At 65.4% G+C, this 20,599-nt stretch carries 23 protein-coding genes; 10 read left to right on the top strand and 13 right to left on the bottom strand.

The annotated features are described in order from the left end of the window. Together ABUE31_RS04045 and ABUE31_RS04050 are read right to left on the bottom strand one after the other, a co-directional pair. Entirely contained in the window at positions 1–660 is a 660-nt protein-coding gene (locus ABUE31_RS04045; protein ID WP_367722201.1) for an exopolysaccharide biosynthesis protein, read from the bottom strand. A gap of 125 nt (positions 661–785) precedes the next feature. Beyond that, a complete protein-coding gene (locus ABUE31_RS04050; RefSeq protein ID WP_367722202.1) occupies positions 786–1,418 on the bottom strand; it encodes a DUF1638 domain-containing protein in 633 nt (210 codons plus the stop codon). Positions 1,419–1,490: 72 nt separating this feature from the next. On the opposite strand from ABUE31_RS04050, the gene ABUE31_RS04055 reads away from it, so the two are divergent. Beyond that, positions 1,491–1,619 carry an EncA/B family entericidin gene (locus ABUE31_RS04055; RefSeq protein WP_121582210.1) on the top strand — a complete coding sequence of 43 codons (129 nt, stop codon included), beginning with the start codon at positions 1,491–1,493 and terminating at the stop codon, positions 1,617–1,619. A gap of 86 nt (positions 1,620–1,705) precedes the next feature. Here the strand turns inward: ABUE31_RS04055 and ABUE31_RS04060 are convergent, their stop codons facing one another. Then, complete coding sequence (locus tag ABUE31_RS04060) at positions 1,706–2,404, bottom strand: corrinoid protein (RefSeq protein ID WP_367722203.1); 699 nt, start codon at positions 2,402–2,404, stop codon at positions 1,706–1,708. A gap of 426 nt (positions 2,405–2,830) precedes the next feature. On the opposite strand from ABUE31_RS04060, the gene ABUE31_RS04065 reads away from it, so the two are divergent. Further along, a complete protein-coding gene (locus ABUE31_RS04065; RefSeq protein WP_367722204.1) occupies positions 2,831–4,405 on the top strand; it encodes a trimethylamine methyltransferase family protein in 1,575 nt (524 codons plus the stop codon). Between the two features lie 94 nt (positions 4,406–4,499). On the opposite strand, the gene ABUE31_RS04070 is transcribed toward ABUE31_RS04065, so the two are convergent. Then, a complete protein-coding gene (locus tag ABUE31_RS04070) occupies positions 4,500–4,694 on the bottom strand; it encodes a hypothetical protein (RefSeq protein ID WP_367722205.1) in 195 nt (64 codons plus the stop codon). A 294-nt stretch (positions 4,695–4,988) separates the two neighbouring features. Here ABUE31_RS04070 and ABUE31_RS04075 point away from each other — a divergent pair, with 294 nt between their 5' ends. The 3 genes from ABUE31_RS04075 to ABUE31_RS04085 all read left to right on the top strand — a co-directional run bounded on the left by ABUE31_RS04075 (position 4,989) and on the right by ABUE31_RS04085 (position 6,988). Continuing rightward, positions 4,989–5,489 carry a cytochrome b gene (locus tag ABUE31_RS04075; protein WP_367722206.1) on the top strand — a complete coding sequence of 167 codons (501 nt, stop codon included), beginning with the start codon at positions 4,989–4,991 and terminating at the stop codon, positions 5,487–5,489. Positions 5,490–5,567: 78 nt separating this feature from the next. Continuing rightward, complete coding sequence (locus ABUE31_RS04080) at positions 5,568–6,305, top strand: dienelactone hydrolase family protein (protein ID WP_367722207.1); 738 nt, start codon at positions 5,568–5,570, stop codon at positions 6,303–6,305. Between the two features lie 35 nt (positions 6,306–6,340). Beyond that, positions 6,341–6,988: a hypothetical protein gene (locus ABUE31_RS04085; RefSeq protein WP_367722528.1), complete on the top strand. Its 648-nt coding sequence runs from the start codon at positions 6,341–6,343 to the stop codon at positions 6,986–6,988. Between the two features lie 9 nt (positions 6,989–6,997). Here the strand turns inward: ABUE31_RS04085 and ABUE31_RS04090 are convergent, their stop codons facing one another. The 5 genes from ABUE31_RS04090 to aztA all read right to left on the bottom strand — a co-directional run bounded on the left by ABUE31_RS04090 (position 6,998) and on the right by aztA (position 11,489). Beyond that, positions 6,998–7,336, bottom strand: coding sequence for a protein tyrosine phosphatase family protein (locus ABUE31_RS04090; RefSeq protein ID WP_367722208.1), 339 nt, complete (start codon positions 7,334–7,336; stop codon positions 6,998–7,000). 179 nt (positions 7,337–7,515) lie between these two features. Further along, a complete protein-coding gene (gene aztD, locus ABUE31_RS04095) occupies positions 7,516–8,706 on the bottom strand; it encodes a zinc metallochaperone AztD (RefSeq protein WP_367722209.1) in 1,191 nt (396 codons plus the stop codon). Between the two features lie 103 nt (positions 8,707–8,809). After that, entirely contained in the window at positions 8,810–9,739 is a 930-nt protein-coding gene (aztC, locus tag ABUE31_RS04100) for a zinc ABC transporter substrate-binding protein AztC (RefSeq protein WP_367722210.1), read from the bottom strand. A gap of 23 nt (positions 9,740–9,762) precedes the next feature. Next, entirely contained in the window at positions 9,763–10,635 is an 873-nt protein-coding gene (aztB, locus tag ABUE31_RS04105) for a zinc ABC transporter permease AztB (RefSeq protein ID WP_367722211.1), read from the bottom strand. Beyond that, complete coding sequence (aztA, locus tag ABUE31_RS04110) at positions 10,632–11,489, bottom strand: zinc ABC transporter ATP-binding protein AztA (RefSeq protein WP_367722212.1); 858 nt, start codon at positions 11,487–11,489, stop codon at positions 10,632–10,634. The genes aztB and aztA overlap by 4 nt, the downstream gene beginning before the upstream one ends. Before the next feature lie 398 nt (positions 11,490–11,887). Here aztA and ABUE31_RS04115 point away from each other — a divergent pair, with 398 nt between their 5' ends. Then, positions 11,888–12,295 (top strand): hypothetical protein, encoded by a 408-nt coding sequence (locus ABUE31_RS04115; RefSeq protein ID WP_367722213.1) that lies wholly within the window; start codon positions 11,888–11,890, stop codon positions 12,293–12,295. On the opposite strand, the gene ABUE31_RS04120 is transcribed toward ABUE31_RS04115, so the two are convergent. After that, entirely contained in the window at positions 12,290–13,186 is an 897-nt protein-coding gene (locus ABUE31_RS04120) for a hypothetical protein (protein ID WP_367722214.1), read from the bottom strand. The two genes, ABUE31_RS04115 and ABUE31_RS04120, sit on opposite strands and share 6 nt — an antisense overlap. Positions 13,187–13,401: 215 nt before the next feature. Between ABUE31_RS04120 and ABUE31_RS04125 the strand changes: the two genes are divergently transcribed. Continuing rightward, a complete protein-coding gene (locus ABUE31_RS04125; protein ID WP_367722215.1) occupies positions 13,402–13,746 on the top strand; it encodes a RidA family protein in 345 nt (114 codons plus the stop codon). 11 nt (positions 13,747–13,757) lie between these two features. Here ABUE31_RS04125 and ABUE31_RS04130 read toward each other — a convergent pair whose 3' ends face one another. Further along, complete coding sequence (locus tag ABUE31_RS04130; protein WP_367722216.1) at positions 13,758–15,182, bottom strand: T6SS phospholipase effector Tle1-like catalytic domain-containing protein; 1,425 nt, start codon at positions 15,180–15,182, stop codon at positions 13,758–13,760. A 153-nt stretch (positions 15,183–15,335) separates the two neighbouring features. Here ABUE31_RS04130 and ABUE31_RS04135 point away from each other — a divergent pair, with 153 nt between their 5' ends. From ABUE31_RS04135 to ABUE31_RS04145, 3 genes are all read left to right on the top strand, one after another. Continuing rightward, the gene (locus ABUE31_RS04135; protein WP_367722217.1) at positions 15,336–15,899 is read left to right on the top strand and encodes an RNA polymerase sigma factor; all 564 of its coding nucleotides are present in this window, start codon (positions 15,336–15,338) and stop codon (positions 15,897–15,899) included. Positions 15,900–15,901: 2 nt separating this feature from the next. Continuing rightward, a complete protein-coding gene (locus ABUE31_RS04140; RefSeq protein WP_367722218.1) occupies positions 15,902–17,953 on the top strand; it encodes a vWA domain-containing protein in 2,052 nt (683 codons plus the stop codon). Between the two features lie 183 nt (positions 17,954–18,136). Next, positions 18,137–18,589, top strand: coding sequence for a hypothetical protein (locus ABUE31_RS04145; RefSeq protein ID WP_367722219.1), 453 nt, complete (start codon positions 18,137–18,139; stop codon positions 18,587–18,589). 16 nt (positions 18,590–18,605) lie between these two features. On the opposite strand, the gene bmt is transcribed toward ABUE31_RS04145, so the two are convergent. Next, complete coding sequence (bmt, locus tag ABUE31_RS04150) at positions 18,606–19,628, bottom strand: betaine--homocysteine S-methyltransferase (RefSeq protein WP_367722220.1); 1,023 nt, start codon at positions 19,626–19,628, stop codon at positions 18,606–18,608. Positions 19,629–19,683: 55 nt separating this feature from the next. Next, complete coding sequence (locus ABUE31_RS04155) at positions 19,684–20,556, bottom strand: helix-turn-helix domain-containing protein (protein WP_367722221.1); 873 nt, start codon at positions 20,554–20,556, stop codon at positions 19,684–19,686. Positions 20,557–20,599 lie beyond the last annotated feature (43 nt).

Below are 20,599 nucleotides of genomic sequence, written 5' to 3' on the forward strand. Positions count from 1 at the left end.
CTACATCAGCCAGCCGAGCACGGCGTTGGTCGCAAGGCCGGCCGCGCCGATGACGGCGGCGATGATCACCATCGAGGCGACGCCGACCGCGCCGCCGATGGCGAGCAGGATGCCGTCGCGTTCCGAGAGGGCCAGTCCGAGCAGCGCGGTCGCGAAGGCGGGCAGCCAGTTTCCAAGCGGGATCGGCAGGGTCACCACGATCGCCAGGACCAGCGCCGCGATGCCGATGATGCGCTCGCCGCGGCGGCGCCAGAACGGCCAGTAGCGGGGCCGGATCACCTTTTCGAGGCGCACCAACCGGGGGACGATCCATTCCATCGCCGAGCGAAACGTCTCGGCGCTGAGCGAGCGGCTGGACAACGCGCTGGGCAGCCAGGCCTGCTTGGTCCCGTAGACCATCTGCGCCGCCACGATGACAAGCGGCAGGCCGAGGATGACGGAAGCGCCCGGAGGCAGAGGCAGCAGGTTGAAGGCGGCGAACAGAACCAGCAGCGGTGCGAAGCTCCGGTTGCCAAGAGCATCGCGGATGTGGCCGATGGAAACCGGTCCTTCGGCTTCGCGCGCCAGTTGGGCGAACAACTCGGACAGCCGGCGGGGCCGCCGGCGAAGTGGCCGGTCGCTGGACGCACCATCCTGAAAACCGGCCGTTTGCGCCGTCATGCCCACCTGCAAGAACTCGGTCGCGCAGCATCGCGGCGCGTGGCTTCATTCTGCCTTTGCATTGTTAACTCAAGGTGACGCATGCGCACAGGCTGATCTGTGGCCCCCACGGGCCGGCGACACTGTCATGCCGGGCGTTTCGCCGCTTCGCCAAGCGCGGCGGGCAGGTCGCCATAGCCGGTGAAGCGGCGCTCGTAGGCAAGCCCCAGGCGCTCGGCAGCGCCCTCGGCGACACGGTCCAGGTCGGGATCGTCCGTCTGTGCGAGGTAGACGACCTTCTCGTAGTTGCCGAAATAGTCCGCCGCCAGTTCCGGATGCCGGTCCAGCCCGAGCGGTTTGATGAAGAAGGCCTCGAACTGCCGGCACAGGAAGTCGGTCATGTAGAAGGCCGTCATGTCTGCGTCGGCGACGGCTTCGAAGGCGGCACCGCCCTGGTAGAACGCAAAGCAGTGGGGGCCGGCGATCCGTTCGACGCCGTGCCGCTCGAGCACCACGTCCAACATCCCGCCCGTTCCGCAGTCGGCGTAGCCGGCGAAAATGTGACGGTAGCCGTCCGCCTTGGCCTCGGCGATCGCCCTGTCCATCGCCGGCGGAATCCTTTCGGGGTAATAATGAAACTCGGCCGGCAGGCATGTCAGGTCGATGTGGGCGAGGTCCAAGCGCTCCTTGACCGCCAGCACCTCGCGGGCAATCATGCCGCAGGCGATGACCAGAACCTTGTCTGCGGAAACCTGTCCGATTGTGTCTGCGGCGGTCATGGAACAAAATCTGCCTGTTCTCGTTCCTTTACGTATTCTTGCGATATCTAGTCATTGAGGGAGACATCGTCCATGAAACTGTCGCGTCTGGCTTCGATCGCCACGATTCTCGTCTGCGCGCTTGCCGTTGCATCCTGCGCGAACACCGTCCGCGGCGTGAAGCGCGACGTTCAGTCCACGGCCAACGCCATCGAGAACTGACGCGCCGCTCGAGTCTGTCGTCGAGTGCATCGGGCCGCGAAGTCGCGGCCCGCTTTGCGTTAAGGTGACCCGTTGGACGCGGAGCATCAGGCCGAAGCGCGCAGATTGTGCTTGCGCTTCATGAAGTCCTTGGCGGTCTCGACGGCCACAGCGGCGTCACGGCAGTAGGCGTCGGCGCCGACCGCCTTGCCGAACTCCTCGTTGAGCGGCGCGCCGCCGACCAGCACGACATAGTCGTCGCGGATGCCCTTTTCCTTCATCGTGTCGATGACGACCTTCATGTAGGGCATGGTGGTGGTGAGCAGCGCCGACATGCCGATGATGTCGGGCTGGTGCTCCTCGATCGCCGCCAGGTACTTTTCGACCGGATTGTTGATGCCGAGGTCGATGACGTCGAAGCCGGCGCCCTCCATCATCATGCCGACGAGGTTTTTGCCGATGTCGTGGATGTCGCCCTTCACTGTGCCGATAACCAGCTTGCCCTGCTTGGGCGCGCCGGTGGCGGCGAGCAGCGGGCGCAGGATGGCCATGCCGGCCTTCATCGCGTTGGCCGAGAGCAGCACCTCGGGCACGAACAGGATGCCGTCGCGAAAATCCTCGCCGACGATGCGCATGCCCTCGACGAGCGCCTCGGTCAGCACCGCATAGGGCTGCCAGCCGCGCTCGAGCAGGATGTTGGTGCCTTCCTCGATCTCTTCCTTCAATCCGTCATAGAGGTCGTCATGCATCTGCTGCACGAGCTCTTCGTCGGAAAGCTCGGAAAGGATGATTTCGTCGTCGGACATAATGGGCTCCTGATGGCCGCACCCGGCATTTTGCGCGATCCGGGACGTAGCGGCAAATCGTAGCTTGCAAGGCTTTCGCAGCCATAGCTGATTTGCGACGCGCTGCAAAACGAAAGCGACCGTGCCGATTCGTTCGAACAAGGCCGTCTGGCGCGGCTTTCAATGCCCGCAGGACCGTCGCTGAGCCGTATCCCGAGGCCGGGTTCGCCCAAGGCGACGGTTCCCCAGCGTTTGACAGCGCAGCTGCCTGGCGCTTTCCTCGGCGAAGCGCCTTGACGGAACGCGGCGGAGGCGGTTGGAAAAACTCCGTTCCGCCTGTCGATTTCTGAACAGCGCTTGGCGTTGGCTGGCCGTCTCGGAAGGTGCGCGGGACTACGATCCTGCCAACTAGGAAATCCGCGGCGACGCGAAGCTCAGGACACGATGATGAACGAGAACCTGGCAACCGAACAGGATGCACCGACGGGACGGCGCGGCCGTGGATCCGGAAGCGGCGCCGCCGCCCGCCGCGCTGCGCGCACCGGCGGCGGCCCGGGCGCGCAGCTCACCTACATCAAGCGCGAAATCCCGCTCTACGAGGTGTTGAGCGAGGAGGGACTGGCCCTCATCGAGAAGAATGCCGACACCGTGCTCGAGGAAGTCGGCATCATCTTCCGCGACGACCCCGAGGCGCTCGAAATCTGGAAGAATGCCGGCGCCGACGTGAAGGGCGACCGCGTGCATTTCCCGAAGGGCCTGCCGCGCTCGCTACTCAAGACCGCGCCCTCGCAGTACATCCAGCATGCGCGCAACCCGGAGCGATCCGTGCAGATCGGCGGCAACGCCACCGTCTTCGCGCCCGTCTACGGCCCGCCTTTCGTGCGAGACCTCGATGGCAAGCGCCGCTACGCCACGATCGAGGACTTCCGCAATTTCGTGAAGCTCGCCTACATGGCGCCGTCGATCCATCATTCCGGCGGAACCGTGTGCGAGCCGGTCGACGTGCCGGTCAACAAGCGCCACCTCGACATGATCTACAGCCACATCCGGTACTCAGACAAACCCTTCATGGGTTCGGTCACGGCGCCCGAGCGCGCGGAGGACACGGTGGCGATGGCCAAGATCGTGTTCGGCGACGACTTCGTCGAGAACAACACTGTCACGACCTCGCTCATCAACGCCAACTCGCCGATGGTGTTCGACGACACCATGCTCGGCGCGCTGAAGGTCTATGCGCGCCACAACCAGGCCTGCATCGTCACGCCGTTCATCCTGGCCGGCGCGATGAGCCCGGTCACGGTCGCCGGCACGCTGACGCAGGTGCTGGCCGAGGTGCTCGCCGGCGCATCGCTGACGCAGCTCGTGCGCCCGGGCGCACCGGTGCTGTTCGGCACCTTCGCCTCCTCGATCTCGATGCAGTCGGGCGCGCCGACCTTCGGTACGCCGGAGCCGTCGCTGGTTTCCTACGGCGCCGCGCAGCTCGCCCGCCGTCTGAACCTGCCGTTCCGTACCGGCGGCTCGCTCTGCGCGTCCAAGATACCTGACGCGCAGGCAGCCTACGAAAGCGCCAACACGCTGAACTCGACCATTCTGGCTGGCACCAACTTCGTGCTGCATTCGGCGGGCTGGCTCGAAGGCGGTCTCGCCTCCTGCTACGAAAAATTCATGATGGACATCGACCAGCTCGGCATGCAGCAGAAGTTCGCGCAGGGCGTCGATCTCTCGGAGAACGGCCAGGCCATGGACGCCATCCGCCAGGTCGGTCCCGGCAGCCACTTCCTCGGCTGCGACCACACGCAGGCGAACTTCCAGACTGCGTTCTATCGCTCGAGCATCGCCGACAACAATTCCTTCGAGCAGTGGCAGGCGGAAGGCGAGAAGACCGCGCCGCAGCGCGCCAACGAACTCGCCCGCCGCTGGCTGGAGAGCTACGAGGCGCCGGCCATCGATCCCGGCGTAGACGAGGCCCTGCTGGCGTTCATCCGCCAGAAGAAGGAATCGATGCCCGACGCGTTCACGTGAAGGGAGCCCGATTCAGGCCGGGCTAAAGTGGCCGAAATCATCCACAAGGAAGTCTGGCGCAGCGCGTTCAAGGGCTGAGCCGGGCGCAGCGCTCTCAGTTCGTGTGTAGCGTCTCGTCGGCGGTCGGGTCGACGGGCGCGTCGCACAAGGTGACATTGTCGACGGTGTGGCAACCCGGCTGCAGGGCAGGCGGCATGAGGCCGACTGGCGCCTGGGTCGCCTGTTCGTAGGACGCCGGCGCCGGCAAGGTATCGACCTGAGATGTCGCGGGCGTCGGTGCGCTGTGCAAGGCAGCCGCTCCCTCGGGAATGGGAGGAAAGGAGGCGCTCTCGGGTTCGGAGGACGCGCAGCCGGCCAGAAGCAGGACGCACAGGGCCGACAATGGGCGAAGGGGCATTCTCAGTCTCGCGTTGCGCCGCGATGTTCCAGAATTATGATTGCCTGGCAAGGCAAAAGCCACGACAGGCCCCGGTTCCGGACAGGAGATTGTCCGCCAATGCTGGAGGAACTTGCGCTGGATCAAAGCGGCCGGCCGCGGTTTGGTCGAAGCTTGCGATCGATCCAGCCACGGAGACATTGGCCGATGCACTCCCGCCCCGCCGGCTATACCCGCGCCCAGATCGTGCTGCACTGGGTCATCGCCGCGCTCGTCATATTCCAGATCATCTTCGGCGAGGACATCGGACCGGCCTTCAGGGCATTCCGAAAGGGGACGGAGCCGGCGGCCGATGCACTGTTGTCGGCCAATATCCACGTCTATGTCGGCCTGACGGTTCTGGTGCTGGCGGTGCTGCGCATGGCCTTGCGCCTCCGCTACGGTGCGCCTGACCTGCCGCCGGACGAGAAGATGGTGATGCGCTATGTCGCAGGGCTCGCGCACCTGGTCCTCTACGCGGCGATTTTCCTGATGCCCCTGACCGGTGCGCTCGCCTGGTATCTCGGCATGGGCGAGATCGGCGAAATCCACGAGATCGGCAAGCCGATCATCATCGTCGTGGTGGCCGTTCACGCCGCCGGGGCGCTCTGGCAGCATTTTGTGGCCCGAACCGACGTGCTTCGACGGATGCTGAAGCCAGCGGCATAGAGCGACGCGTCGACCGGCGCGGTTCAAACCAAGCGGATCTTGTCCTACCATGCGCGCCGTTCAACCGGTGGGTGCGCGATGCCGACGCAGCAGATCAGGATCACGATGCAGGAGGGCGTCGCCGAGGCCGTCTTGGCAGCGCCGGCGGGCGCCATGCCGAAGGCCGGCGTCATCCTGTACATGGACGCCTACGGGCTGAGGCCGGCGATGGAGGCGATTGCCGAGCGCATCGCAGCCGAGGGCGTTGCGGTACTCGTGCCCGACACGCTGTATCGGGGAGGGCGCTTCGGCCCATTCGACGCCAGAACGGGCCTCAAGGAAGAGGCGACCGCCAAAATCATCCGTGCCGCGATGGCCGCCACCACGCAGGCGATGACGCAGGCCGATACGGCCAGCTTTATCGAGGCGCTCACCGCCCATGGCGTGACCGGGCCGATCGCAACGACCGGCTATTGCATGGGCGGCGCCCGGGCCCTCAATGCGGCGGCGGCACACTCCGGCCGGATCGTCGCGGCCGCCAGCTTCCACGGCGGCAATCTGGCCAACGATGCGCCTGACAGCCCGCAGAGGAACGCGGCCAGGATCAAGGCGCGGGTGTATGTCGGCTCGGCTGGTATCGATGGTAGCTTCCCGCCCGAGCAGTCGGCCAAGCTTGCAGAAGCCCTTCGCGTGGCCGAGGTCGATCATGCCATCGAAAACTATGTCGGCATGGCGCATGGCTGGTGCGTGCCCGATCACAGCGTCTACGACCGGGAGGGTGCCGAGCGCCACTATGCGCGCCTCAAGACGCTGTTCGCCGAGACGCTTGGGAACTGACGATCGTCGTGAGCCTGATCGAAGCCATCGACAACATGCTTGGCCGAAATGGCCTGGTCCTGCGCGGCGGCTTTCGCTTCGGGCCGGACGAAGCCGCGCCGCCGGGTCCGGCCGGCTTGCCGGCGCGATCGATCCTGCTGGTCGGGCAGGCGGGCGGCGCACCGTGGCCGCATTTCCTGCGCTGGCGGCGGGAGCAGCCGCCTGATCTCGCCGATCCGCTCGACGACTGGGCCAGGCAGGTGATTGGCGCGGTTGCCGCCGAATTCGGAGCGCGCTCCGTCTCTCCGTCCGACAGGCCCTATCTGCCGTTCCAGCAATGGGCGATGCGCGCCGAGGGGCTGAGGCCGTCGCCGCTCGGCATCCTGATGCATCCACGCTACGGGCTCTGGCACGCCTATCGCGGCGCCCTGCTGTTCGATGTTGAGATTCCGGTTCAGGCGCCTCGCGAGGTGATTCACCTCTGCGACCTATGTGTCGGAAAACCTTGCCTGAAATCCTGCCCGGCGGATGCCCATTCGGGAGGCGGCTTCGCCTACCAGGCCTGCCTCGACCATGTCCGAGGGACCGCGGGCGAGGCCTGCCGAACGACCGGCTGCCTCGACCGCAACGCCTGCCCCCATGGCGCGGCGTATCGTTACCCCGCCGACGAACAGGCCTTTCACATGGCGGCGTTCATGCGGTGAGCGGCGAGCCTATTCGCCCATTTCCTGGATCAGCCCATAAAGGTTGGTGCTGCGAGCGCCGGAACGGCAGTAGGCGAAGACCGGGCCCTGTAACTGCTGGAGTGCGGCCGCCTGGTCGGCGACATTCTGTTCCGTCACCTGGCCGCTGATCACCGGGATGTGGCGGAACGCCAGGCCGGCCGCTTCGGCGGCCTGCTTCAGGGTGGCGGCCGAGGGCTGTCCAGGCTGCTCGTCGTCCGGTCGGTTGCAGATGACGCTCTTGAAACCGGCGGCCTTCACCGCCGCGATGTCTTCCGGCAGGATCTGTCCGCTGACGGCGTAGTTGTCGCTGATCTCGCGATATTCCATGACGCACCTCTATGTTCTGCCGTCGCCGGTCGAGCGCACACTTGCCACCCGGCGAAGGCTCGGCGACCACTAGGATTCGACGGGGCGGCCCGCCCCGTCTTCATCGCCATACATAAGCCTTGGGACGCCCCTGCTTCAAGCGTTCGCGGCCGCCGCCTGCGGACATGAACCCGGCGGCGTCAGTGCCGCTCGCCAGTACCGCCAACGGCCACGAGGTTGAACGGCCTGCCTTCGATCGCCATCGCCTCGACGGTTTCGAAGCTCGCGGCGTCGACAGCGTGCAGCACACCCTTCAGCGGGTCGGAGACGAAGATGCGGTCACCGGCGACCGCGATGCGCGGGCGCGGGTCGCTCCAGTGTCCGTCCATGCTGTAGGGATCCGTCAGCCGAAGCTCCGCGTCGAGCCTTCCTGCAAGCACGTCGATCCGGCGAAGCAGGCCGTCCTCGGTGAAGACATAGGCGAACTTCGCCCGGATGGGATCGACCGCGAAGTGAACGCGCCGCGTCGGCAGTTCGACCAGGCGAAATGCGTCTTCGGCGGCGGGATCGATCAGGACAACCGCACTCGGCCCGTAATTGCCGAGGAAGTATTGCAGCCCGCGACCGCCGATGAGGGTGGTCGACTTGCCCCTAGGCAGGTCCGCGTCATAGCGCAGCGTCGCGACGTCGGGTGCGTCGCCTTTGTCGGTTACGATGAGCAGGCGGTCGGCGCAGGCGATCGCCAGGAGATTGCCGGACGTGGCTTCGCCGTGGAGGTCGGGGCAGGCGTGGACGTCGCCGACCATGGCGCCGTCGCGGCCGACCACCCGGATGCCGACCGGCAGTTCGTCGGGCGCTTCCCTGTTGGGCTCCGTAACGAGGACGTGATCGCCGAATGCGACGGCCAGGCCGTGGTGGGGTGCGGCGGTCGCCACCTCGCGCACGTCGGGCTTGCCCGAAAGGACATCCGTCTCATTGAAGATGCGCGTCTTGCCCTCGCCGTCGAAGAACAGGGCGATGTCGCCGCCATGGTCGACAAAGTGCGACGGCTTCTTGCCGTCGAAGCGGATGTCGAGCAGCCGCGGAGCCTCGACGTCGATGTCGCCGTGATCGCCGTGGTCGCCGAAGGAGATGCCCGAGGAGATTGCCGCGACTGTGTCGCCCTTGCCCTGCACCGCAAAGACGGTGCGCCCGGCTTCGCTGCGGTAGAGCCTGGCCGGAGCCGTCACGTCGAAGGTGGCGATCCGCGTGCCGACCACGGCGTCGATCGCATGGACGACGGGCTTCTCGTGATCCGAGACGAACAGGCGCCAGGCGGTCACTTCTTCGGAAAGCGCCGGCGTGGCGGACAGCAGGGCAAGCGCGGACGCGGCGGCGGTCAGGTGCTTCATGGTGTGGTCCTTAATGTTATTACGTAACAATCGAACGACTGGCAAAGACTCCCGAGGCGCCGCGCTGGGGCGCGGCGACATCAGTTGCCCAAGTTCCAGGGGGTCAGCTGCCGAGGATGGCGCCGCTGATCGTCTTGGTGTTGAACTTCATCATGTCGATGTAGGTCGGCGCGGGACCGTCGGCGCCTGACAGCGCGTCGGAATAGAGGGTGCCGCCGATCTTCAGCCCGGTCTCGCTGGAAATCTGCTCGATCAGCCGCTGGTTGGTGATGTTCTCGACGAAAATCGCCGATGCCCTGTCGCCCTTGATCTGCTTGATGAGGGCGGCGACATCCGCCGCCGATGCCTCGGCCTCCGTGGAAACGCCCTCCGGCGCCAGGAACGTCAGCCCGTATTCGTGCTGGAAGTAGCCGAAGGCGTCGTGCGAGGTGATGATGGTGCGCTTTTCCTCCGGGATACCGGCGATGGCCGCCTTGATCTCGGCATCCAGCGCCTTGAGCTTCGCGCCATAGGCTTCGGCGTTTGCCCTGTAGGAAGCGCATCCGGCCGTATCCGCAGCGCAGAATGCGTCGGCGATGTTCTTCACGTAGACCTCGGCGTTGTGGACCGACTGCCAGGCGTGCGGATCGAATTCGCCGTGGTGATGGTGCCCCTCATGGGCGTGATTGTCGCCTTCGTGGCCTTCCTCGGCATTCTTCAGCATTTCGCCCCCCTTGGTCAGTTCGACGACCGGGGCCGTTGTCCCGCTGGCTTCCACCAGCCGCTTGAGAAACCCCTCGAAATGCAGGCCGTTCACCAGCACGACGTCGGCCTTGCCCATGGCGACGGCGTCCGCCGGCCTCGGCTCGTAGACATGGGCGTCGCCGTCCGGCCCGACGAGCGTAGTGAGGGCGATGCGGTCGCCGCCGACGTTTCGCGCGAGGTCGCCGATGATCGAGAAGCTTGCCACGACCTTCAGCGGTTCGGCTGCGGCGGGCAACGCGCTTAATGTTATAACGCTCATCGCCAGGGCGAGGCGGGGCAATACGGTCATCTTGGTCTCCGTTCTTCTGGGGATCAGGCGGTTCGGTGGCGGTGGTGGCGCACCCGGGCGCGCAGCGCGCCGCGTGGGCCGGACAGGATGGAAAACAGGTAGACGACGCCGGCCGACAGGATGATGGCCGGGCCAGACGGCAGCGAGGCGTGATAGGACAGGAGCAGTCCGGCGACGCAGGAGGCCGCGCCGATGGCAAGCGCCAGAACGCACATCGGTCCGACGCGGCTCGCCCAGAAGCGCGCCGCCGCGGCCGGCAGCATCATCAGGCCGACCGAAAGCAGCGTGCCAAGCGCCTGGAACCCGCCGACCAGGTTGAGCACGACAAGGCCGAGGAACACGAAATGCACCGGCGTGCCGAGCCGGCTGACCGAACGCAGGAACAGCGGGTCGAGGCACTCGGCGATCAGCGCGCGCCAGAACACCGCCAGCGTGAGCAGCGTGATCCCGGCGATCGATGCGATCAGGCGAAGCGCCTCGTCGTTGAGCGCCAGCACCGTGCCGAACAGCACATGCATGAGATCGACGCTCGATCCTCGCAACGAGACGATCAGAACGCCGAGCGCCAGCGAGATCAGGTAGAAGGCCGCCATCGACGCATCCTCCTTCTGCACCGTGAAGCGCGACACCGCGCCGGCGCCCATCGCCACGACAACGCCGGCGACGAGGCCGCCGACGGTCATCGGCACGATCTCCAGCCCGTAGAGCAGGAATCCGACTGCGGCGCCCGGCAGGATGGCGTGCGCCATGGCGTCGCCGGTCAGGCTCATGCGCCTGAGCATCAGGAATACGCCGACCGGGCAGGAGGACAGCGAGAGCAGCAGCGAGCCGGCGAGGGCCCTTTGCATGAAACCGAACTCGACGAAGGGGGCGATCAGATAGTCGTAGATGATCATGCCGCCCGCGGCCCCGTTTCGTGGTCGGGACCGGCATGGATCTCGCCATGGTCATGATGACGATGATCGTCATGTGCGTGAGCGTGTTCGTGTTCGTGGCCGTGGCCGGCGTGCCCGTGCGGTTCCGTCTCGCACCAGGGCGCGTCGTCGTGCCAGGCTTCGTCGAAGCGGCGCGCCCTGAGCAGGTTTTCGGGCTTCAGCACGTCTTGGGTCGGTCCCCAGGCCACCGGCCGGCGCGCCAGCAGCAGCGTTTCGGGAAAATGCTCGCGCACGAGGTCGAGGTCGTGGACCACGACCAGCACCGTCCGCTTCTCGCCGCGCCAGCGCTTGATCAGCGCAACGAGGTCGGCGACGGTGCGCGCGTCGATGGCGTTGAACGGTTCGTCGAGCAGGATGATGTCGGCGTCCTGCACCAGAACGCGTGCGAACAGCGCGCGCTGCAACTGGCCGCCCGACAGCGTGTCGATCGGTCGCGCCTCGAAGCCTTCCAGGCCGACCGCTGCCAGCGCACGCCCGACGGATGCCTTGTCATCCGCCGTATGGCGGCCCAGAAGGCCGCGTCTTGGCCAGAGCCCCATCGAGACGAGGTCGACGACCCGCGCCGGGAAGCTGCGGTCGAGTTCTGACTGCTGCGGCAGGTAGGCGATGCGCGCGCCCGGCGCGGCCACGCTCTCTCCGTCCATCGGCTTCAGCACGCCGACGATGCCCTTCATGAGCGTCGACTTGCCCGAGCCGTTGGCGCCGACCACCGCGGTCAGCGAGCCGCGCTTCACCGTGCCCGTCAGGTGATGCACGGCAGGATGGTCGCTGTATCCGAGCGTCAGGTCGCGAAAGGTCAGGCAAGCTTCGGCCATGGCGGCAGGCAAATCCGTTGGTGGCTCCTCGCTATGTGATATTATAACATTAGTCAATGTCGCGTCGCACAGTTCGAACGATCGAACGATGCCGATTGACCCACATGCGACGGCAAACTGCGTGTCGAGGCTTGTACTCAACTCAACCGAGGAAACCGTCGGCCCGCTCGGAGCAGTGGGCATGAAGCGCCGATCCGCCGGCATCGGCGGCGCGCCCGCGCGACGCGGGGAGTGGTTCTATATCGCTTGCTCAACCTTGCCGACAAAGACGCGCCGAGCACCCGGATACCAATTTCAGGCACGCCGAAACCTGGCAAACCGGGGTCGGCGAAGGCGATACCACGCATCCTGACGCGACCAGCGTTTGTGCTCGCGTTCTTAGCCCTGATTGAACATCAATGCTCGATCGCGCCCTCGGCATCGGTGTCGTCCAGCGAGATGGTGGTCAGGCGCAGCCGGACGCTGTCCTTTCTCCTTTCGCCGTGCATCTCGCGAAAGGCATGCCTCTCCATTCCAGAAAGCATAGCATCTACGGCGATCACCATGGTGACCTCCTCGCCCGATCTGCCGGCGACAGGCTGCGTGCAGAGCGGCGCGGATCTGGTCCGGATGATGCGATCGCTCGCTGCGGGGTTGGGTTCTGCAAGAATGCCTTGCCAGCCAAGTTTCTCAAGCAGGCGAGTGTTGGAGAATTGCTTGCCATCAACGAGGATGTGGTTGATCAGCTTACGAGCAACACCCAGCTCGCGTTCAAGGCGAAAGGTTCGGGCGGGACGGTCGGCACCGGAACCATACCTTTGTCATAGCAATTGAGCGTAGGCGGCAAAGTCGACCGCATACACCTTTTCCAATGCCTTTCTGCCAGATGTCGCCAGCATGTCGGAATAGCTGGGCCAAATGGCCGGCTTGGCTCCCCGACTGAACCTGATTTCATCCCCGTTGGCGACTGGCCCTCGGGTCGAATGGTGGATGTCGGAAATCCGCTGGGCCTCTGCCTGCAACATGGCCGCGTTTGCCGTCGACATGGGTTCGATGTCGTTGATTTCTTCGAACTCCCTCAAGGCCTGCCAGAGATCGCCCTTTTCGAGGACAACAACGTGCGGCTGCACCCAATCCTCCAGCGCATGACGTTGCGGACGCTCGTGCGGGTTCAGGATCGCCGGGTTGGCCTGTTCGAGCCAGGAGACGTATTCGCGGAAACTGTACCCGGAAGCCGCATCGACCGGCCGCCCGAGAAACGCAGACATGCTGGCATCGTGGTAGCCATTCAACAACGCCTGCTGGTAGCTCGACACAGCACGCTTGAACGGATCGCGAATGACGCGCAGCCATTTCGTTCTGGACAGGTCGGCTGAGCGTATCGACTGGTAGTATTCGGGCGAAGCGCAAATGACATCTGTCCTGTAGAGATGCGGCCAAGGATCGAAAGCCTTCTGTTCTTTCAGAAAGTCCCGGTGCCCGAAGTACCATAGCAGCGTTTGCGTGCAGCCAGATTTCGCCGACCAGATAGCGACGAAGTTCTTTTCTGGACAGAATAGCGGGATGGGGTCGCCGGCGGTCGGGTAGAGCAGCTCACGAATTTTTTCTTTCATTGCCGTCGTATAGCCGCCTCCCACCCTTCTGACAAACAGGGAGTCTAAATGTTCGACGAAGCAACGCTTCGCCCGATCGAGACGCATGCGCGCGAGAAGTGGCATAGACAGTTCACGTGCAAGCCGGCTACGCCTGAGGGTGGGGCGGAGGCCTCCGAATACGAACCTTGAATAGCATCTTAACGGGTCAAAATTGGGTGCCGTCCGTTCTTGCGCTTAGTGCATCCGTTTCGAGCGCTACACCAAGGCGATATCGAGCGGACTTGCCTTCTGCCTCTCGCGGACACTATGGAGGGCCGGCCAACAGGAAGGAAATGCCCATGACCATTCGCCGCATCGATGTCGGACCGCGCATGAGCGACATCGTCATCCACAACAACACCGTCTATCTCGCTGGCCAGGTCGGCGAGGGCGCCACCGTGGCCGACCAGACCAGGGACGCGCTTGCCAGCGTCGATGCCCTGCTCGCCAAGGCGGGAACCAGCAAGTCGAAGCTGCTGCAGACCATCATCTGGCTCGACGACATGGCCAACTTCGCCGAGATGAACGCGGTGTGGGACGCCTGGATCGATCCGGCAAACCCGCCGGCCCGCGCGACGGGCGAGGCGAAGCTCGCCGCGCCGAAGTACAACGTCGAAGTCATCGTCGTCGCCGCGATCGACTGATCCGCAGCCGGTCAGCCGGTCCCGCTCTGCCGGGGCCGGCTGGACGCGCCGGCATTTTTGTCACGCTCGCCGAACGGATCGTAGCGGATCGCCTTTCCCATCTTCAGAATCGTCTGCGCCTTCATGCGGTCGTCGACCGACGAATGGCGGGCATAGCCGCGGTCGAAGCTCCGCAGCGTCCTTCGCCACGTCCATCGCGGCTTCTCGGGCCACCATCCGGGATAGCTGTCCAGAACGGCCTCGATCTCGCAGTGCTGCATGCCGAGCGGATCGGGATAGAGCTTGAGCTTCTCGCGGTCGACAATCAGTGGGTGTTCTGCACCGGTCGCCTCATTCACCATCCACTGCAGCGCGATGTCGGACAGCCGCGATTCTTCTTCTGGGTAGCTCCCGCCGATGTCGGAGTGGTTTCCCGCGAACCACATCTGGATCAGCCATTCCGGCTCCGAAAGCTGACGTCCCGGATCGTCCTTCGCTCCCGCCCAGCCGACCCTGTCGAACGTCTCGCGATGCTCATCGATCGCGAGCGCATGGCGCGCATACCGCACGCGCGGGTCTAGGAACTTGTCGTAGTGCGCGAATTTCCATGAGCTCCAGTGCCAGCGGAGATCGCCGGATTTGGGAAAATCCCTGATAGTCTTGACCCTGTGCCGGTAGGAATGAATGGCGAGCGGGATGGCGGTTGCGGCGAGGGCAAGGACGAGGGCGGCGGTCCAGTTCAACCCGAGCCAATGGGCGGCCCATGCCAGCATGACCGGCGCTGCGGCGCATCCGCCAAGCAGCAGCGTCAGGTAGGCGTTTCGCTTGAAGCCCGCCAGTCCGAGCGCGGCCACGGTGTCGAAGACCCCGATGAAATAGGGCGCAACGTTGCCGCGCCTCGCATGATCGCTCGCCGTTCCGTATTTTTCGCGGAATCGCCTGGCCTTCTCCTCGCGCTCGTCCTCATATTGGCTGCGTGCCTTGCCGGCGCCGTGCTCGTAGACGTCGTACACCGCCTCTTGCGCGATTTTCCGGCATGCGGTGCCGAAGCGCGGCACCGGCGAACCGTCCGGCAATTGGATCGGTACGCCGCACAAGTTCATGACGCCGCCGACGCTGCGCGCCGTGTAGGCGCCGCGGCTGAATCCGAACAGGAAGACCCGGTCGTCAGGCTGGTAGTGCCGCAGGATGAACTCGTAGCAATCCGCCACGTTGCGGGTGAAGCCGGTCCCGGTCGCCGAACTCCATGTCTTTCGCGCCCATTGCCACCAGGAGTCCGTCTCGCCGGAGCCGAGGCCGGGATCGTAGAACGCGATCTGCTTCGCCGGATCGATTGGGCTGTCCGGTCCCGATCGCGACGCCCGATAGAGCTTGTAGATGTTGCTCAGCCGCTGGTCGGGGCGCAGCCCGCCGGCCTGTCCCGTCCCGTCCGAGAAGATCACGATGTTTTTCGCCATGCTGCCTCCAGCCATTGCATCGCCGGTGCCGTATAGTTGTAGTTGTAAATGCTATTAATACAATCAAAGATTGAAAATCGGCTGTGTGCAGGCAATCGAAAAAATGCTCCGCCAGCCCCAAGGAATGCCCCAAAGCTGTCGTCCAAGAAGCAAATGGCGGCGATGATGCTGGATCAGACAGAGCCCTCCGATCTCGACCTGGTCGTCAGGGCCAAGGGGGGCGACAGCGCGGCTTTCGGCATGCTTGTCGAGAGGCATTACGATTTCATTTATCGCGTCGCCTGGCGCTGGACTGGCCGCAGGGCGGATGCCGAGGACATCGCCCAGGAGGTCTGCGTTCGCATCGGCCGTTCGATCGGTGCCTATCGCGGCGGCGGCGCCTTCACGACATGGCTCTACGCCGTGACGCTCAACGCCACCCGCGACCTGATGCGCAAGGATGCTCGCGAGGCGACGAAGGCCGCGGCGTTCGGCGTCGATGCGCTGATCGAGGGGCAGGGTGGGTCGTCCGAAGACGACCGCGCGGAGCGCCTGTGGGCCGCCGTGCGCCGGTTGCCCGACAAGCAGCGCGACGCGGTGCTGCTCGTCTATGGCGAGGGGCTTTCGCATGCCGCAGCGGGTGACGCGCTGGCCTGTGCCGAGGCGACCGTCTCCTGGCACATCCATGAAGCGAAGAAGCGGCTGAAGGCGCTGATGCTTTCGGCCGGGGAAGATTGACCATGGTCGACGACACAGAACTCGAGAGGCTCCGCGATCTCAACGCACCGGCTCCTCGCGCCGCGGCGAAGGCCCGCGCGCTCGCCGCCGCCCGGCAGGCGTTCGACGCCGAAAATTCGTTCGCCTCTGCCCAAGGATCGAAGCGCCGGCCGCGTCTCATGGGTCGTTTCCACACGATCTGGAGAGAGACGATGCAGAAAAGACTGATCCCTGCGCCGGCGTTGACGGCGCTCATCGCCCTGCCGGTTGCCGGCTACACCGCCTTCCATCTGATGCAGGAAGGCGCGATCCGGCTCGGCGGCGATTTGACGGATGGGCCTGTCGTTCGCCTGGACAAACAGGTTGCCTCTCCCAAGGAGAAGGAAGCGGCCGAGCGCGCCGACGACGAACAGCTGATCCAGGCGCCCGAACCTGCCTATGCGCCGCTGGCCGAAGCTCCGGCCGCCGCTCCTCAGTTCGCTCCTTCGCTCGACGCCAGCGGCCTCATCGCGCCGGCCCCGTCTGCCGGCAGCCAGCGCATGCTGCTGAAGTCCGATCGGGGCAATCGCGCTGCCGCGCCGGCGATGGCCGACAGGTCGGCAGGCGTGCCCGCGCCCATCGACGTCCTGCCGCAGGCGGAGCAAGAGCGAGACCGCCTCGAGGAATTCAGGACGAATCCGGTGCACTCCGCTGCCACCGATCCCGTCTCGACCTTCTCGATCGACGTCGATACCGCGTCCTATGCCTTCGTGCGCCGCTCGCTGAAGGAGGGCATCCTGCCCCGGCCCGACACGGTGCGGGTCGAGGAGATGGTCAACTATTTCCCGTACGACTGGGAAGGGCCGGCAACTTCGGCGACGCCGTTCAATTCGGACGTGACCGTCATGCCGACCCCATGGGACGAACACACCAAGCTCATGCATGTCGCGATCAAGGGCTATGACGTGCAGCCGTCGGAGCAGCCAAGGGCCAACCTCGTCTTCCTGATCGACGTTTCGGGCTCGATGAACGAGCCGGACAAGCTGCCGCTCCTCAAGTCGGCGTTCCGGCTGCTGGTATCGAAGCTCGGCCCGGACGACACGGTTTCGATCGTCACCTATGCCGGCGAGGCCGGCACGGTGCTGGAGCCGACCAGGGCGTCCGAGCGCGCGAAGATCCTGTCAGCGATCGACCAGCTTGCGCCGGGTGGTTCGACGGCGGGCGAGGCCGGCATCCGCGAGGCCTATCGGCTGGCGGAGGGTTCCTTCGTCAAGGGCGGCGTCAACCGCGTGATGCTCGCCACCGACGGCGACTTCAACGTCGGCCAGACCGACGACGACGATCTCCGGCGCCTCGTCGAGGAGAAGCGCAGGTCCGGCGTCTTCCTCTCGGTTCTCGGCTTTGGCCGCGGCAACCTCAACGACCGCATGATGCAGGCCATCGCGCAGAACGGTAACGGCGCGGCCGCCTATGTCGACACGCTGGCGGAGGCGGAGAAGGTGCTGGTGCAGGAGGCGTCCTCGACGCTCTTCCCGATCGCCAAGGACGTGAAGATCCAGGTCGAGTTCAACCCGGCGGCGGTCTCGGAATATCGCCTGATCGGCTATGAGACCCGTGCGCTCGCACGGGAGGATTTCAACAACGACCGTGTCGATGCGGGCGAGATCGGCTCCGGCCACTCCGTGACGGCAATCTACGAGGTCACGCCGAAGGGCAGCCCCGCCGAGACGATGGATCCGCTGCGTTACGGCGAGGCGTCCACGCAGAACGGCGGCGTCGCCAATGCCGACGAATACGCCTTCGTGAAGATCCGCTACAAGTTGCCTGCCAAGGACGTCTCGACGCTGATCGAGGCGCCGGTGACGAAAGCAAACGAGGTCGCCTCGTTCGACGCGGCGGGCGCCGACCAGCGCTTTTCGGTGGCGGTTGCGGCCTTCGGGCAGAAACTGCGCGGCGCGGACCAGACCGCCTCATTCGGCTACGACCGGATCGCCGGGATCGCCTCGGCGGCGCGCGGCGCAGATCCCTACGGCTACCGCGCGGAATTCCTGTCGCTGGTGCGCCTGGCCTCGGCGCTGGACGCAGGCAACCGTTGAGGCGAAAGCCGGCCGGCGGCCGGTTGAAGCCTGTCGGCGAGGCCGGCGGAAACGATATCGCCGCCGGTTCTTTCGCGGCCCTGCCTGCCGGTCACCTGTCAGGAGGTGGCTCGCGATCGCGTGTGCTTGCGCCTGCAATTCTGTATCTAGGTTGCGAACGCCTAGAGGACAAAAGGCCCGCGCATGCCCGACCGCGACCTCGACGAATGGGATATCTCGCACAGGGGCCTGCGCTCGCTTTCGGCGCCCGAGATCAAGCGTTTCTGGGACGGGTACGTCGCTCGCCGCCGGAACAGCCCGATCGTGCATGGCAGCCTGTGGTCGCGCTGGCGGCACGTCGCCGACGATCTGGTGCTGTCGCTCTATCTGACCAACCGCAGCGTCGGCATGTTCGTCAGGGGCGGGCGAGGGGAACGCTACCCGACCACGCTGGCAAGGCTGTCGGCATACGAACCGGAACTCGGCGTCGCGCTCGGTGCGAGCCTGCGCGGCTATGTGGGTTGCTGCTACCTCAACAACGTCCCTCTGCCGGTCGGCGATCCGTCAAGCTGGCAGCGCGCCTATGTGTGGCTGGAGGCCGAGGAAGAACGCTATTGCCGCGTGCTGGACGAAATCGTCGTCCAGCACGCGCGATAGAGCAGCGTTCCAGGTTTCAGGCGCGAGCGCGACGCCGTTCGCGGCGGCCTTCGCCTTCGCCCGCGCCGCTCTGGTCGGCCGTCTTGTTGCGCAGCGGACCGATACGCTCGACGATGGCCTCGACGGTCGGACGCTGCGCCTTCACATGGCCGTCCAGCGCCTTGCGCATCGCCGCGAGGTGCGCAAACGACGTGCCGCAGCAGCCGCCGACGATCGTGGCGCCGCCGTCGACCGCCAGCCGCACGTAGTCCGACATCAGTTCGGGCGTGCCCGAGTAGACGATGTCGGTGCCCTGGAATTCGGGGATGCCGCAATTGCCCTTGACGATGATCGTGGCTTCGGGTTTCGCGGCGCTCATGTCGAGCAGCGACGCCAGGATGTCGGACGCGCCGACGCCGCAATTGGCACCCACCGCCACCGCGCTTTCGGGGAGGCCGCCGACGACATTGTGCACGTCCTTCGGCGCCAGGCCCATCATCGAGCGGCCGGCGGTGTCGAAGGAGAAGGTGTAGGTGTAGGGCAAGCCGACCCGGATCGCCGCTTCCGCCGCGGCCTTCGCCTCGTCGGGAGCCGACATGGTCTCGATCCAGGCGACTTCCGCGCCGCCGGCCTTCAGGCCTTCGATCTGTTCGGCGAAGGCGTCCACCGCCTCGTCGTAGGTCATGGCGCCGAGCGGCACCAGCAGTTCGCCGGTGGGGCCGACCGAACCGGCGACGATCACCTTGCGGCCTGCCTTGTCGGCGACCCCGCGTGCGATCTCGGCGGCGCGCTTGTTGAGTTCGTGAACGCGGTCCTGCGCATTGTGCAGCTTCAGCCTGTGGCGCGTTCCGCCGAAGGAATTGGTGAGGATGATGTCGGCGCCCGCATCGACGAAATTCTGGTGCAGCGCGACGATCTTGTCGGGCGCGCTCTCGTTCCAAAGCTCCGGCGCTTCGCCGGACGCGAGGCCCATGTTGAACAGGTTGGTGCCGGTGGCGCCGTCAGCCAGCAGCACGCCTTTTTCGGCAATCAGGGCGTCGATCGGATTGGAGGCCGTCATCGAAAGGCTTTCTTGTTGAGATTGGATAAAGATATAAAGAAGTCTTTATGTCTCGTCAATCGCCGGGATCGTGATCCGAGCCGTCCCGCGGCATCTCAGCCGCGAGCCGCCGCGCGAAGGCCGCCGTCTCGTGCGCGTTGACGTCTGCGGCCCGGATCAGGTTGTCGAAATGCCGGGTCAGGGTGCGGATCGGTTCGGTCGCATAGAGCACGAGATACATGTCGCCGACATAGATCGCCGCACGGTACGGGCCGAAGATCGTGTAGGGCACGGAATAGCGCAGCCGGCCGTCGTAGAGGAACAGGCGGAAGGTCGGGTAGAGGTCGTCCAGCAAGGCGGCCATGTGGTTCAGCTGGTGGCGGCGCAGATCGACCGGAAAACCGCTCCACACCCCAAGGCCCCGCGCGAAAATCTCGAGCGTGTGGCGCGGCATGCAGACTTCCATGTCCGTTTCGGGACGGCGGTTGTAGTCGATGCGGTATTGCGTCTCGTCGGCCTGGGTTTCGCGGCTGCGGTTGGAGATGTCGGACTCGTAGTCGATCAGAGCCTGGCTGCGCAGCAGGTCAGGGATGCCGGCCGGCACGTAGCGGATTTTCGTCCCGACCGCCTCGGCATGCCACTTTGCGATCAGGGTGCGCTCGAAGCCGCCGGAAGCCTCCTCGATTTCGAGGCTCTCGCGAATTTCCCCAGTCACGCCTTCGTCCTGGCTGGTGCCCAGCAGCCAGTCGAGCGAGACCTTGTTCTCGGCGGCGATCCTGAGCAGCGTCTCGGCGCGGGGCAGGCGCGTCGATGCGCCGGACAGGAGCTGCGACAGCGCCGATCGGTCGATGCCGACGGCGGCGGCGAACTCCGACTGGTTGCGGTCGGACCGCTGCAGCAAGAGCTTCAGGCGCTCGCGGAACACGTCCGAAAGGTGGCGCTTGTCCATCGAAACCCTCCGGATTCGATTTCCCTGCAGCCATCGCAAGTCG

The organism is Mesorhizobium marinum, from assembly GCF_040813675.1.
In the GTDB taxonomy this organism is placed as follows: domain Bacteria; phylum Pseudomonadota; class Alphaproteobacteria; order Rhizobiales; family Rhizobiaceae; genus Mesorhizobium_K; species Mesorhizobium_K marinum.

Bases quoted from the DNA above. Each gene is read 5' to 3' on its own strand.
- ABUE31_RS04045 (WP_367722201.1), bottom strand. From the start codon at position 660: ATGACGGCGCAAACGGCCGGTTTTCAGGATGGTGCGTCCAGCGACCGG.
- ABUE31_RS04050 (WP_367722202.1), bottom strand. From the start codon at position 1,418: ATGACCGCCGCAGACACAATCGGACAGGTTTCCGCAGACAAGGTTCTG.
- ABUE31_RS04055 (WP_121582210.1), top strand. From the start codon at position 1,491: ATGAAACTGTCGCGTCTGGCTTCGATCGCCACGATTCTCGTCTGCGCG.
- ABUE31_RS04060 (WP_367722203.1), bottom strand. From the start codon at position 2,404: ATGTCCGACGACGAAATCATCCTTTCCGAGCTTTCCGACGAAGAGCTC.
- ABUE31_RS04065 (WP_367722204.1), top strand. From the start codon at position 2,831: ATGAACGAGAACCTGGCAACCGAACAGGATGCACCGACGGGACGGCGC.
- ABUE31_RS04075 (WP_367722206.1), top strand. From the start codon at position 4,989: ATGCACTCCCGCCCCGCCGGCTATACCCGCGCCCAGATCGTGCTGCAC.
- ABUE31_RS04080 (WP_367722207.1), top strand. From the start codon at position 5,568: ATGCCGACGCAGCAGATCAGGATCACGATGCAGGAGGGCGTCGCCGAG.
- ABUE31_RS04085 (WP_367722528.1), top strand. From the start codon at position 6,341: ATGCTTGGCCGAAATGGCCTGGTCCTGCGCGGCGGCTTTCGCTTCGGG.
- ABUE31_RS04090 (WP_367722208.1), bottom strand. From the start codon at position 7,336: ATGGAATATCGCGAGATCAGCGACAACTACGCCGTCAGCGGACAGATC.
- aztD (WP_367722209.1), bottom strand. From the start codon at position 8,706: ATGAAGCACCTGACCGCCGCCGCGTCCGCGCTTGCCCTGCTGTCCGCC.
- aztC (WP_367722210.1), bottom strand. From the start codon at position 9,739: ATGACCGTATTGCCCCGCCTCGCCCTGGCGATGAGCGTTATAACATTA.
- aztB (WP_367722211.1), bottom strand. From the start codon at position 10,635: ATGATCATCTACGACTATCTGATCGCCCCCTTCGTCGAGTTCGGTTTC.
- aztA (WP_367722212.1), bottom strand. From the start codon at position 11,489: ATGGCCGAAGCTTGCCTGACCTTTCGCGACCTGACGCTCGGATACAGC.
- ABUE31_RS04115 (WP_367722213.1), top strand. From the start codon at position 11,888: ATGCTCGATCGCGCCCTCGGCATCGGTGTCGTCCAGCGAGATGGTGGT.
- ABUE31_RS04120 (WP_367722214.1), bottom strand. From the start codon at position 13,186: ATGCCACTTCTCGCGCGCATGCGTCTCGATCGGGCGAAGCGTTGCTTC.
- ABUE31_RS04125 (WP_367722215.1), top strand. From the start codon at position 13,402: ATGACCATTCGCCGCATCGATGTCGGACCGCGCATGAGCGACATCGTC.
- ABUE31_RS04130 (WP_367722216.1), bottom strand. From the start codon at position 15,182: ATGGCGAAAAACATCGTGATCTTCTCGGACGGGACGGGACAGGCCGGC.
- ABUE31_RS04135 (WP_367722217.1), top strand. From the start codon at position 15,336: ATGGCGGCGATGATGCTGGATCAGACAGAGCCCTCCGATCTCGACCTG.
- ABUE31_RS04140 (WP_367722218.1), top strand. From the start codon at position 15,902: ATGGTCGACGACACAGAACTCGAGAGGCTCCGCGATCTCAACGCACCG.
- ABUE31_RS04145 (WP_367722219.1), top strand. From the start codon at position 18,137: ATGCCCGACCGCGACCTCGACGAATGGGATATCTCGCACAGGGGCCTG.
- bmt (WP_367722220.1), bottom strand. From the start codon at position 19,628: ATGACGGCCTCCAATCCGATCGACGCCCTGATTGCCGAAAAAGGCGTG.
- ABUE31_RS04155 (WP_367722221.1), bottom strand. From the start codon at position 20,556: ATGGACAAGCGCCACCTTTCGGACGTGTTCCGCGAGCGCCTGAAGCTC.